This window comes from Acidovorax soli, assembly GCF_900107605.1.
Classification (GTDB): Bacteria; Pseudomonadota; Gammaproteobacteria; order Burkholderiales; family Burkholderiaceae_C; genus Acidovorax; species Acidovorax soli.
In genome coordinates, this window is sequence record NZ_FNQJ01000004.1 from 96,933 (window position 1) to 109,302 (window position 12,370).

At 68.1% G+C, this 12,370-nt stretch carries 12 protein-coding genes; 1 reads left to right on the forward strand and 11 read right to left on the reverse strand.

The window, feature by feature from the left end:
• Positions 1 to 27: 27 nt before the first annotated feature.
• From BLW02_RS05070 to BLW02_RS05115, 10 genes are all read right to left on the reverse strand, one after another.
• Complete coding sequence (locus BLW02_RS05070; RefSeq protein ID WP_092697303.1) at positions 28 to 1,098, reverse strand: ABC transporter ATP-binding protein; 1,071 nt, start codon at positions 1,096 to 1,098, stop codon at positions 28 to 30.
• Complete coding sequence (locus BLW02_RS05075; protein WP_092697405.1) at positions 1,095 to 2,081, reverse strand: ABC transporter ATP-binding protein; 987 nt, start codon at positions 2,079 to 2,081, stop codon at positions 1,095 to 1,097. The genes BLW02_RS05070 and BLW02_RS05075 overlap by 4 nt, the downstream gene beginning before the upstream one ends.
• A gap of 32 nt (positions 2,082 to 2,113) precedes the next feature.
• Complete coding sequence (locus BLW02_RS05080; protein WP_026434795.1) at positions 2,114 to 3,034, reverse strand: dihydrodipicolinate synthase family protein; 921 nt, start codon at positions 3,032 to 3,034, stop codon at positions 2,114 to 2,116.
• On the reverse strand, positions 3,031 to 3,927 hold the full coding sequence (locus BLW02_RS05085) for an ABC transporter permease (protein ID WP_034711569.1): 897 nt from the start codon (positions 3,925 to 3,927) through the stop codon (positions 3,031 to 3,033). The genes BLW02_RS05080 and BLW02_RS05085 overlap by 4 nt, the downstream gene beginning before the upstream one ends.
• Positions 3,928 to 3,931: 4 nt before the next feature.
• Positions 3,932 to 4,882, reverse strand: coding sequence for an ABC transporter permease (locus BLW02_RS05090; protein ID WP_092697304.1), 951 nt, complete (start codon positions 4,880 to 4,882; stop codon positions 3,932 to 3,934).
• Positions 4,883 to 4,981: 99 nt separating this feature from the next.
• Positions 4,982 to 6,529, reverse strand: a complete 1,548-nt coding sequence (locus tag BLW02_RS05095) for an ABC transporter substrate-binding protein (protein WP_092697305.1) — start codon at positions 6,527 to 6,529, stop codon at positions 4,982 to 4,984.
• A gap of 92 nt (positions 6,530 to 6,621) precedes the next feature.
• Positions 6,622 to 7,407 (reverse strand): FadR/GntR family transcriptional regulator, encoded by a 786-nt coding sequence (locus BLW02_RS05100; protein WP_159433767.1) that lies wholly within the window; start codon positions 7,405 to 7,407, stop codon positions 6,622 to 6,624.
• Between the two features lie 91 nt (positions 7,408 to 7,498).
• The gene (locus tag BLW02_RS05105; protein WP_092697307.1) at positions 7,499 to 8,617 is read right to left on the reverse strand and encodes a YjhT family mutarotase; all 1,119 of its coding nucleotides are present in this window, start codon (positions 8,615 to 8,617) and stop codon (positions 7,499 to 7,501) included.
• Positions 8,618 to 9,008: 391 nt separating this feature from the next.
• The gene (locus tag BLW02_RS05110) at positions 9,009 to 10,433 is read right to left on the reverse strand and encodes an FAD-binding oxidoreductase (RefSeq protein ID WP_092697308.1); all 1,425 of its coding nucleotides are present in this window, start codon (positions 10,431 to 10,433) and stop codon (positions 9,009 to 9,011) included.
• Between the two features lie 131 nt (positions 10,434 to 10,564).
• Positions 10,565 to 10,924: an EF-hand domain-containing protein gene (locus BLW02_RS05115; RefSeq protein WP_092697309.1), complete on the reverse strand. Its 360-nt coding sequence runs from the start codon at positions 10,922 to 10,924 to the stop codon at positions 10,565 to 10,567.
• Positions 10,925 to 11,071: 147 nt separating this feature from the next.
• On the opposite strand from BLW02_RS05115, the gene BLW02_RS05120 reads away from it, so the two are divergent.
• Positions 11,072 to 11,647 carry a cob(I)yrinic acid a,c-diamide adenosyltransferase gene (locus BLW02_RS05120; RefSeq protein WP_092697310.1) on the forward strand — a complete coding sequence of 192 codons (576 nt, stop codon included), beginning with the start codon at positions 11,072 to 11,074 and terminating at the stop codon, positions 11,645 to 11,647.
• A gap of 221 nt (positions 11,648 to 11,868) precedes the next feature.
• Here BLW02_RS05120 and BLW02_RS05125 read toward each other — a convergent pair whose 3' ends face one another.
• Complete coding sequence (locus BLW02_RS05125) at positions 11,869 to 12,291, reverse strand: hotdog fold thioesterase (protein ID WP_092697311.1); 423 nt, start codon at positions 12,289 to 12,291, stop codon at positions 11,869 to 11,871.
• Positions 12,292 to 12,370 lie beyond the last annotated feature (79 nt).

Consider the following 12,370-nt stretch of genomic DNA (forward strand, 5'->3'; position numbering starts at 1 on the left):
ATACGGGGTGCGTGCGGCGTGCAACGCTCAGAGGGTGGGAATGAATCCGGCAGGGCGGCCAGGCATGGGGGCGCAGCCGGCGGCGGGCGCGGCAGGCGCGCCCTCGTGCAGCCAGCACCGCACGGAATGCGCCGCGGCGGCCGTGCCCAGCTCCATGGCCGGGGGCGGCGTCTGTCCGCAGCGCGGCTGTGCGTGCGGGCAGCGGGTGTGGAACACGCAGCCTGCCGGGGGGTTGAGCGGGCTGGGAATCTCGCCGCCGACCGCCTCCGCGTCCAGCATGTGCTGCTCCGGGTCGGCCACGGGCGAGCTGCGCCACAGGGCCTGGGTGTAGGGGTGCTGGCCTCCGTCGCGCAGCGCCTGCCGGGGGGCCAGCTCCATCATGCGGCCCAGGTAGAGCACCAGCACCCGGTCGCACAGCGTGTGCACCAGCGGCAGGTCGTGGGTGATGAACACGATGGCCAGGCCGAGCTGCTCGCGCAGTTCGAGCAGCAGGTTCGTGATCTGGGCCTTCACCGAGGCGTCGAGCGCGGCCACGGCCTCGTCGGCCACCAGCACCCGGGGCTTGAGCGCCAGGGCCCGGGCGATCACGATCCGCTGCTTCTGCCCGCCCGACAGCTCGTGCGGGTAGCGCGTCAGCACGGCATGCGGCAGGTTCACCACATCCAGCAGCCGGCGGATCTCCTGCAGCTGCTCGGCCCGCGTGCCCCGCCGGTGCAGCTGCAGCGGCTCCAGCAGGCATTGCTCGATCGACATGCGCCCGTTGAGTGCCGAATGGGGGTCCTGGAACACCATCTGCAGGTCGCAGCGCAGCCGCTTGAGCGCGCGGCCGCGGTAGCCCGCCAGGTCGCGTCCGGCATACGACACGGTGCCGCGGCTGGGATCGAGCAGGCGCAGCGCCAGCTTGCCCAGGGTGGACTTGCCGCTGCCCGACTCACCCACGACCCCGAGGATTTCACCGGGCCGCAGGGAAAACGAGATGTCGGTGAGCGCATGCAGGCTGCGCGCCGGCTGGAAGAAGCCACGCCGGGTGTCGAACTGCATGCAGACCTGGTCGAACTGCAGCAGGGCATCGGAAGGAGGAGGGAGGGAGGCGCTCATGGCAGAAGGGGGTAATGGCAGCGCACGGGGTGGCTGGACGCGGCGTCCCAGGCCGGAGAGACGCTGCGGCAACGCTCGTCGGCACGGGAGCAGCGGTTGGCAAAGCGGCAGCCCACGGGCTCGCCGTAGACCACCTCGACCTGCCCGGGGATGCCCTTCAGCGGCCCGCTGGCACCGGGCCGCGGCACGGCGTCGAGCAGGCCGCGGGTGTACGGGTGGCGCGGGTTGCGGAACAGCTGCGCCGTGCTGGCCTGTTCCACCAGCTGGCCGCCATACATGACCGCCACGCGGTCGGCCACCTGCGCCACCACGCCCATGTCGTGGGTGATGAAGAGCACGCCCATGCCGACCTCCGCCTGCAGCCGCCGGATCAGCCGCAGGATCTGCGCCTGGATGGTCACATCCAGCGCCGTGGTGGGCTCGTCGGCAATCAGCAGCGCCGGCTTGCAGGCCAGCGCCATGGCGATCATCACGCGCTGGCGCATGCCGCCGGACAGCAGGTGCGGGTACTGGCGCGCCCGCAGCGCGGGGTCGGAGAGGCCGACCAGCGCGAGCAGTTCGACGGCCCGCTGCTGCGCCTCGCGCCCCCGCGCCAGGCCATGGATCTCCATGGCCTCGGCCACCTGGTCGCCAATGCGCTGCAACGGGTTCAGCGAGGTCATGGGCTCCTGAAAGACCATGGCCAGCTGCCGTCCGCGCGCATCCCGCATCTGGCGCGGGCTGAGCGTCAGCAGGTTGCACGCCGGCTGGCCGCCTCCCGCATGCAGCCAGCACTCTCCGCTGATCTGCGCCCGCCCGCCCAGCAGCTGCATCAGCGACAGCGAGGTCACCGATTTGCCGCTGCCCGACTCACCGACCAGGGCCAGGGTTTCGCCACGCCGCACCTGGAAGCTGATGCCGTTGACGGCCTTGATCTCCCCGTGCGGCGTTGCGAAGCGGGTGCTCAGATCCCGAACGTCGAGCACCAAAGTAGCGTCTGGCATCACCATGTTCCCCTGCGCGTTGCCGGTGCCGGTCAGAGCAATCCGCCCTGGATGAGGATGGCCTTCACGCGGTCGGCCTGCTCGTCGGACAGGGGCTTGTTGGGGCGGCTCATGTGGCGGTGCGGAATCAGACCCATCAGCTGCATCGCGGTCTTGAAGCCGCCGACGCCGGACGCGTTGGGGCTGGTCTGGGGGACGCCCTGGAACACGATCTGGAACAGCGCGATGAGGCGCTCCTGCTCGGCGCGGGCCGCCGTCCAGTCGCCGCGCCGCGCGGCGTCGTACAGGCGCACATAACCGGCCGGATCCACGTTGCCCAGGCCCGGCACGATGCCGTGCGCGCCGCCAAGCATCGCGTAGTCGCAGACGATTTCCGATCCGGTGAGGATGGAGAAGTCGTCCCGGCCCGCGAAGTCGCGCATCACCATGCGCATGTTGCCGTCGTCGCCGCTGCTGTCCTTGAGCGCGCAGATCACGCCGTCCTCGTAGAGGGTGCGCAGCGTGGGCCGCTCCAGCTTGGTGTGCACGCACACCGGCAGGTCGTAGGCCAGGATGGGCAGGTCCACCGCGTCGCGCACCATGCGGAAGTGGTCGATGGTCTCTGCCTGGCTGGTGCGGGTGTAGAAAGGCGCCGTCACCACCAGGCCGTCCACGCCGGCCGCACGGGCCTGGCGGGCGTGCTCCACCACCCGGTCGGTGGCGGGGTCCATGGTGCCGGCGACCATCGGCACCTGGCCGTTGTTCTCCTGCGCGATGGTGGCCAGCACCTCGGACCGCTGGAACTCGTTGAGGAACACGCATTCGCTGGTCGATCCGAGCACGAACAGGCCATGCACGCCGCCGTCCAGCAGATGCCGGACCACACGGCGCAGCGCCGGCTTGTCGACGTGAAAATCAGGGGTCAACGGCGTGACGACGGGGGGCACGACGCCGTGCAATTTCAGGGAACTCATTCAACGGACTCCTTGTTGGATTTGGGATCGAAGGCATGGCGCAGGCCGTCACCAATGAAGTTGGCAGCCAGCGCGGTAAAGACGATGAACAGGCCCGCGGGGAGCCATATCCAGGGGTATTGCTTGAGCACCGAGGCCTCGCGGGCAATCGACAGCAGGCTGCCCCAGCTGGCGTCGGGCAACTGCACCCCCAGCCCGAGGAACGACAGCCCCGCCTCGGCCATGATGGCCGCGACGAAACCGAGGCTGGCAAACACCACCAGCACGTCGGTGGTGTTGGGAATGCAGTGGCGCGCAATGATGTACAGGTCACCCGCTCCCATGACCCGCGCGGCGGCCACGAAGTCCGCCTCGCGGATGCTCAGCACGCGGGCCCGCACCAGGCGGCAGGCCAGGGGCCAGGACAGTGCGCCGATGATCCAGATGGTGTTGGCGGTGCCCGAGCCGATGACCGCCGACAGGGTCAGCAGCACGATGACGGTGGGAAAGGTCATGACGACATCGACCAGGCGCATCACCAGGTTGTCGATCCAGCCCCCGAAATACCCCGCCAGCGCGCCCAGCACCGTGCCGATGACCAGCGCGATCAGCACGCTGCACACGCCCACCAGCAGCGAGATCTGGCCCGCCGCCAGGGTGCGCGCCAGCATGTCGCGGCCGGTCTGGTCGGTGCCCAGCCAGTGCACGGCATTGGGCGCCTGGCGCGCCGCCGTGAGATCGATCCCGTTGGGGTCGAAGGCGCAGATCTGGCGCGCGAAGATGCACAGCAGCGCCACGACGGCGAACATCACCACGCCGGTCATGGCGATGCGGTCGGAGGCAAAGCGCCGGAACTTGGCCCGGATCGGGCTGGTCCCCCGGACGGGGGATGCAGGGGCAGCAGGGGTGGTCATGGCTTCAGCGCAGGGAGATGCGTGGGTCGATCCACGCGTAAATGACATCGGTCAGCACGTTGACCGCGAGGATGGCGACCGCCATGAAGAGCGTGATGCCCATGATCAGGGGGTAGTCCCGCGTCTCGACGCCGTCGATGAACAGCGTGCCCATGCCGGGCCAGGAGAACACCGTCTCCAGGAACACGGCGCCGCCTATCAGCGCACTGAAATTGGCGCCGATCACCGTGACGATGGGAATCAGGGCGTTCGGGAACGCGTGCGACAGCAAGGCCTGGGTGCGGCTCAAGCCCTTGGCACTGGCCGTGCGCATGAAATCCTGGCTCTGCACCTCCAGCACGCTGGAGCGGGTGTAGCGCATCAGGATCGCAATGAACTGGATCGACAGCACCGAGGCCAGCACCAGGTGGTGCAGCACGTCCAGCCAGCTGCCGTCGCCCGGCGTGGCGTAGCCCGCCGTCGGGAACCAGCCCAGCAGCAGCGCGAACACATACATCGCCAGGATGCCCAGCAAAAAGGCCGGCCCGCTGATGCCCAGGTAGGCCAGCAGCGACAACGCGAAATCCAGCTTGCCATGGGGCCGGCGCGCCGCCACCAGGCCCAGCGCCACGCCCAGCACCGCGCCCAGGCCCAGCCCAGCGAAGGTGAGCATCAGCGTGGCGGGCACCCGCGACATGATGGTGCGGTACACGGGTTCACCGTCCTTGTAGCGGTAGCCCAGGTCCCCGCGGGCCACCTGGGCCAGCCACAGGCCAAAGCGCACGGGCAGCGGCCGGTCCAGGCCCATTTCGTGGCGCAGCATCTCCTTCTGCTCCAGGCTGAGGCTTTGGCCGGGCGGCACGAAGGCATCCACGGGGTCGCCAGGCGCGGCGTTCACAAGCACGAAGACCAGGGCCAGGATGGCCAGGAAGGTCGGCAGGCTGACGAGCAGGCGTTTGAGCAAAAATGCAGGCATGAGTCGATCCACCCCGGCGGCTTGCCGGGTGTTGCAGTCACATCGCGAGGGTCTTGTGCGGCCCGCCATTCCCCTGAATGCGCGGGCCAGCGTGCCCCCTTACTGAATGCTCCAGGTTTCCGCGTTGTCCTGGTAGCGGCCCCCGCCTGGCGCGGGGGTCCACACCATGTTTTGCACCTTGTTGCCAATACCGCCAAAGCGGTGAGAGACCCACAGCGGCCCCCAGGGCAGCTTGGCGTTGGTCACGCGGCAGATGTTCTTGTAGATCTCGGGCCGCTTGGCGGCCTGGGTTTCCTGGCGGCCTTCGTCGAACAGTTTGTCGAGTTCGGGCAAGGCCACGCGCATCCGGTTCAGGCCCTTGGGGGGCGCGTAGGCCGAGTCCAGCAGCGGCGCCAGCGTGTCCGGCTCGGGGCCGTTGCCGCCGCCCGCGAACACCAGTGTGAACCGGCCGGAGTCGACCACCCGGGAGAAGCCCGGGCCGTCCAGGAAGCGGGGCACGACCTGGACGCCGACATCGGCCAGCTGGGCCTGGATGGTGGCCACCACGTCCTTGGAGAGCTGGTCGCCGTAGTAGGTCAGCAGCTCCAGGGGCTCGCCCTTGATGCCGTTCCAGCCCGCTTCTGCCAGCAGCTGGCGCGCCTTGGCGGGGTTGTAGGCGTAGGGGTTCAGGTCGCCCGCCACGTACTGCTTTTGCGTGTAGATGCAGTTGCCCAGCACCGCCTGCCCGCCGTACAGGCTCTTGACGATGCTGGCGCGGTCGATCGCCATCATCATGGCCTGGCGCACGCGAACGTCCTTGAAGCGTGGCTCGGCATTGTTGAAGCCCAGGTAGTTGAGCACCTGCGAGGCGCCGGAAACCACCTTGAAGGCGCCATTCTTCTGGCTTTCCTTGACCTGGTCCATGGTCAGGTAGCTGAACTGGATCTCGCCCGCCTGCAGCGCAATCGCGGCCGCGCCACCGTCCTTGTAGTAGCGGTTGATCAGCTTGTCGAGCTTGGGGCGGCCCCGGAAGTAGTCGGGGTTGGCGACCAGTTCGACATACTGGTCGGCCTCGTATTTGCTCCACTTGAATGGCCCGGTTCCCACCGGGCTGGCGCGCCACCAGTCGGCGTTGCGCAGATCCTTGACCGAGATGCCCGAGAGCTGGTGCTCGGGCACGATCATCAGGTTGGTCAGCGTGTCCAGGATGGGCGTGTTGGGTTCGCTCAGCGTGAGGACCACCGTCTGCGGGTCGGGGGTGGCGATGCCCGTGACGCTGTCCAGGCGCGGGGCAAACACGCTGCCCAGGTCAGGGTTGCGCACCAGATCCAGGGTGAACTTGACGTCCTTGGAGGTGAAGGGCTTGCCGTCGTGCCACTTGACGCCCTTGCGCAGGTTGAAGGTGATGGCCTTGCCGTCGGGCGAGACGCTCCAGCCCTGGGCCAGATCGCCCGAGATGCGCTCGAAGTTGACGTCGTACAGCGCCAGGGTATTGAAGTACTTGTTGTACCAGGTGAAGCCCGCGCTGGCCGTCAGCGGGTTGAACTTCTGCGGGTTGCCACCCGGGCCGACGTCAAAGGCCCCGATCAGGACCTTGTCGGCCGCCTGGGCCCCCAGGGCCATGGTCATCAGCAGGCCGGCCACAGCGAGACTTCTCTTCAATACCATGTCATCTATCCTTGGTTGCGGGTTGCGGGTTGCGGGTTGAGGGTGAGGGGTGAGGGGCAGAAATCGCACCGGCGGCACGGGCCGGCAGCGTGTCATTTGTTCAATCGCTCCAGCCGGCCCGCCAGGTCCAGGCCGCCAGCGGCCACCTGCTGCACCAGCGCCTGGGCCTGCCGCCCCTGTGCCGCAGTGCCCTGGGACGCGGCCTGCTGCAGGCGGCTGAAGATGGCGCGGAAATGCTTCTGGTGCTCTTCCAGCAAGGCGGCCTTGTCGCCCCGGTCGATCACTTCGGCAATGCGCAGGTGGTCCTGGGCGGTGGACTCCAGCGCCCAATGGTCCGGAGCGGTGTCCGACTGGTTGAGGCGGTGGAACACCCGCCAGAACAGGTCGATCAGGCGCGACAGGAAGGGGTTGTCCAGGCAACGGTACATGGTGGCGTGGAACTCGCCGTCTTCCTGCTCGAAGTCCCGGCCCTCCTTGGCGGCGGCCATCATGCGTTCGGCCAGTTCGCGCAGGCGCGCCTTGTCCTGGGGGCTGATCCGGTCCACCACCTGGGTCACCACGCCCAGTTCGATGGCCGCCCGCACCTGCAGCAGGTCGTACAGGCTCTTGCCGTCGGCAACGATGGAATACGGCAGGTTCTCGATGATGGTGTCGAACGAGAACGGCGCCACGAAGACCCCTTCGCCATGGCGCGACTCGACGATCCCCAGGGATTCCAGCGCCTTCATGCCTTCGCGCAGCGACGGCCGGCTGATGCCCAGCTCCCTGGCCAGCACGGCCTCGGGCGGCAGCGGATCGCCCATCCCCAGGCGATTGACTTCGATAAAGCGTTTGATCTCCAACTGGGCTTGTCGGTATGCGGGTACACGGGTGGCCATGGATTGATTCCCTTCGGTGTTCATTGGGCGGACGCCACTCGTCGGACAACAGAAGTCTTAAGAGGGCATACCAAGTATGCGACACCTTGCGTCATGGCCTGTCACCTTGGGCGCAACCGTGGGCCGCGATGCCATCCCAGCGCAGGCACTGCACGGCGGCACTGGCCGCGCCGCCCTGCCGTTCGCCACCGACCAGCAGCAGCCCCTGCGGCACGGGGAACGCCAGCCCATGGGCCAGCCCCCAGGGCAGCGACCCCACGCGGCGCCACGCACCGCCCACCAGCGCATGGACATCGCCATGCCAGGTCTTGGCAAGCCCTTCATGCGCGTACCGCCGGCCCGCCCGGTACTGCGCCCAGGCGCCTGGAAAATTCGTGCCCCCTGCCACCAGCAGGCTTCCGTCCACATAACCGGCAAAGGCACCGGCCAGCCCCTCCGGCTCCGGCGCACCGCCGGCCGCTGGCGGACAGGGCAGCGGCTGCCAGTCCAGCGCTGTGGCGCCCACCCGGGCCTGCCAGGCATCGCGGGACCGCAGTCCGGGCTTGAGTTCGCCCTGGACCAAGGCCACGCACCCGCCCTCCCGGGCCACGGCGGCGCCCAGCGTGGGCGCGAACGGCAGGCGGCCCAGCCCCTGCCAGCGCTGCGTCACCGGGTCGAAACACAGGGCCTCGGCATGGAAACCATAGGCCTTCGGCTCGCGCCCCAGGTAGTCCCGCGTGACGGCCAGGCGCTGCGCCTCATCATCCCCGGCCTCGGCCAGGCGGGCAAAGAACCCTTCCACCACGGCCTTGCTGGCCCCTCCGAGGAACAGAATGCGGCCATCGGCCAGCGCGCAGGCCGCTGCGCCCAGCAGCCCCACCGGCGCGTGCACCGGCAGCAACTCCCAGGCATCGGCCACGGGGTCGTAGCGGTGGATGTCATCGAACAGCACCTGGCTGCGGCCGTCGGCCGCCACGCCCAGCCCGCCAAACACATAGACGGCGCCAGCGGAAGCCACCGCCACTGCCTGCTCACGGGGGGTGCCGGGAAAGGGCGCCCGCGCCACCCAGGTCGGCGAAGGAGCCGCCAGGCTCAACCCGAACCATGCCGAACCCGCGGAACCCAGGCCCGCATACACCGTGCCCGCCACCCGCGCACCCGCGCCGTGCTTCAACGGCTGGGGAAGATCGGGATAGCCGCAGGCGGTTCCGGGATGGGTGGAGACATTCATCTTGCTTGACTTCAGTTATCTGACCTCTGATATGTTGGAAGTTTAGGGGCAGAAGCCGCGCCTGGCAAGGTCCGGGGCTCAGGGTTTTCCCGGCATTGCAGGTCGCCCCACATCGGCCCCGGCAGCAGCTTGCAGCCCTGCCCGATGCACGCATTGCCCCTGCCGCACGGCAGCGGCAATGACCTGGCTCTGCCGCGCAGACCTGGAAAAACGGGGGGTGGAAGAACTGCAAGAGGCTGCTCAACACCAGCCCGCAGTTCATCCATCAGGCTTTCCTGGCGCTGGTGTTCAAAAGATGTTGAACACGCCCTAAGCATTCCACTTCTCAGGGGTAAGGTCAGGGCAATAAAAAAGCGCCGCAAGCGGCGCTTCTGAAATCCGTGCTGTCAGTTCACAGCGCAAAAATCTTCCCCGGATTCAGGATGTTCTTCGGGTCCAGCGCCCGCTTGATGGCGCGCATCATGTCCACCGCGCCCGTGCCGGTTTCGTCGACCAGAAAGCCCATCTTGTGCAGGCCCACGCCGTGCTCGCCGGTGCAGGTGCCGCCCATGCCCAGCGCCCGCGCCACCAGCTGGTGGTTCAGGGCTTCGGCGGTGATGCGCTCCTGGGGGATGTTCGGGTCGAGCAGGTAGCCAAAGTGGAAGTTGCCGTCACCCACATGGCCGACCAGGAAGTAGGGGATGCCGCTGGTTTCGGCCTCTTGCACCGAGTCGAGCAGGCAGTCGGCCAGGCGGCTGATGGGCACGCAGGTGTCGGTGCTGATGGCGCGGCAGCCGGGGCGGCTTTGCACGGCGGCAAAGTAGGCGTTGTGCCGCGCCGTCCACAGCCGCGTGCGTTCCTCGGGCGTGCTGGCCCATTCAAAGGCGTTGCCACCGAACTCGCGGGCGATCTCCTGCACGGTCTCGGCCTGCTCTTTCACGCTGGCGGGCGAGCCGTGGAACTCCATCAGCAGCATGGGCTCTTCGCGCAGGCTGAGCTTGCTGTGCGCGTTCACCATGCGCACGCTGTGGCGGTCGATGAGTTCCACGCGGGCAATCGGCACGCCGAGCTGGATGGTCTGGATGGTGGTACGCACGGCGGCCTCGATGCTCGGGAACGAGCAGATGGCCGCGCTGACCGCCTCGGGCAGCGGGTACAGGCGCACCGTGACTTCGGTGATCACGCCCAGCGTGCCTTCGCTGCCCACCATCAGGCGCGTGAGGTCGTAGCCGGCGCTGCTCTTCTTGGCGCGCGTGCCGGTGCGGATGACTTCGCCGCTGGCCGTGACGACTTCGAGCGCCAGCACGTTCTCGCGCATGGTGCCGTAGCGCACGGCGTTGGTGCCGCTGGCGCGCGTGGCGGCCATGCCGCCGATGCTGGCGTCGGCACCGGGGTCGATGGGGAAGAACAGGCCGGTGTCCTTGATGGCCTCGTTCAATGCCTTGCGCGTGATGCCGGGCTGCACCGTCACGGTGAGGTCGTCGGCGTTGATGCTGAGCACCCGGTTCATGCGGTTGACGTCGATGCTGATGCCGCCCTGCACGGCCAGCAGGTGGCCTTCGAGCGACGAGCCGGCGCCGTAGGGAATCACCGGCACCTCGTACTGGCTGGCCAGCGCCACGGCATCGGCCACGTCGCGCGTGCTTTCGGCAAACACCACGGCCGAGGGCGGTGGGGCCTGCAGCGAGCCTTCGTCGCGGCCATGCTGCTCGCGCACGGCCTGGGCCAGCGAGCACTGCGCACCAAAGCGGTTTTGCAGCGCATCGATGAGGGCCTGCGGCACCTCGCGCAGATGGATGGCGGGCAGCAGGTGCGAGGCGGTGGCAGGGGCGTTCATGGCGGTCTCCGGGTAGCGCAAAAGAATACCACCGGGCACCTGCCCATGCGCCGTGATGGGGCGGCAAGCCTCACCACGGCGCAGCGCTTTCAAGGGGAGTGGCGGCTATCGCGCCGCCGGCGTTGGATGGGTCAGGGCTTGGCACCCTTGTCGAACTCGGCGCGCGACAGGCTGCCGTCACGGTCGGTGTCGAGCTGTTCGAAGCGGTTGCCAATGGCCGGCAATGCGGCGGCTTCCTCGGGGCTGAGCTTGCCGTCGGCATTGGTATCGGCGCGGTCAAAGGCAGCCGTGGCCGAAGGGCTCATCCCAGCGGGCCCGGCGGGTTTGGGAGAAGACGTGGCGGGTCCGAGCGATGGAACCCCCTGGGTCTTGGGCGCCGTGGCCGGTGCGGTCTGGGCCTGCAGGGCAGCGGTGCCGCCGAGCGAGAGTGCGGCGAACAACAGTACGCTGCGGGCGTCAAAGGCAGAGGTGCGGCGTTGAATGGCTTTCATGGGATGAAGAGCTCCGTCAAAGTTGAACAGGGTTTCATTGCACCGCAGACCGCAGTGCAGGACCAGCAGTTTTGCCTGCTGTTGCCCCCGCCAACATTTGCCTGCCTGGTGTAACGGACAATGTGTGCCGCAGTACAAGGAGCACACATGGGCAACCGACTCACACAGATCGCCACCCGTACGGGCGACGACGGCACCACCGGCCTGGGCGACAACACACGCGTGTCCAAGGACAGCCCGCGCCCCCATGCCATGGGCGATGTGGACGAACTCAATTCGCACCTGGGCCTGCTGCTGTGCGAGCCCCTGCCGCAGGATGTGCGCGAGCTGCTGATCGACGTGCAGCACCAGCTGTTCAACCTGGGCGGCGAGCTGTCGATTCCGGGGTTCGAACTGCTCAAGGACGAGGCCGTGCTGCAGCTCGATGCGGCGCTGGCGCACTACAACGCGGCGCTGCCACGCCTGCAGGAGTTCATCCTGCCTGCCGGCACGCGCGCCGCGGCCCAGGCCCATGTATGCCGCACCGTGGCGCGCCGCGCCGAGCGATCCGTGGTGGCGCTGGGCAAACAGGAAGCCGCACGCGAAACCCCGCGCCACTACCTCAACCGGCTCTCCGACCTGCTGTTCGTGCTGTCGCGCGTGCTCAACCGCATGGACGGCGGGGACGACGTGTACTGGAAGAGCGAGCGCCTGGCGCGAGGTGCCGATAAAGACGTTGATTGATTGATGCTGTTGAAAAGATAGCTGTCGGTGCTTTTTCGATCAGCGCCAGAGCCGTTTTTTCGCAGAACTTTTGCGTCGTAACCGGCCCCTGAAACGGGCGCCGCCCCCCACCAGGACCACCGCGCAAGGGCCGCCCCGCCGCGCCGTGGTGTCCCCCTTCCCGACGCGCGCAGCAAGTCGAGAGAAGGGGGAAGGCGCGCAGCGCCACAGGGGGATGAACCTTACTTCGGCGCCAGGATGGCCATGGTGATGCGGGACACGCAGGTCAGCTCGCCCGCGTCGTTGGCCATGTCGATCTGCCACACCTGCGTGGTGCGGCCAATGTGCACGGGGCGGGCCGTGCCCGTGACCCAGCCGCTGGATACGGCTCGGATGTGGTTGGCATTGATGTCCAGCCCCACGCCGCGGTGGCCTTCGGGGCAGGCGTAGAAGGCGCCGATGGAGCCCAGGGTTTCGGCCAGCACCACGCTGACACCGCCGTGCAGGATGCCGAAGGGCTGGCGGGTGCGCTCGTCCACCGGCACGCGTCCGCGCAGGAAATCGTCACCTACCTCGGTGATTTCCATGCCCAGGTGGGTGGCAGCGGTGCGGGCATTGGTCTCGTTGAGCAGAGACAGCGAAATGGGTTTCTTCCAGACGGACATGGGGCTCCTTGGGGCAGGCAGTGCCAGCGTGGTCGGCATTATCTGTGCGCCGGCGCGGTGGCGGGTGTCGCCACCGCGC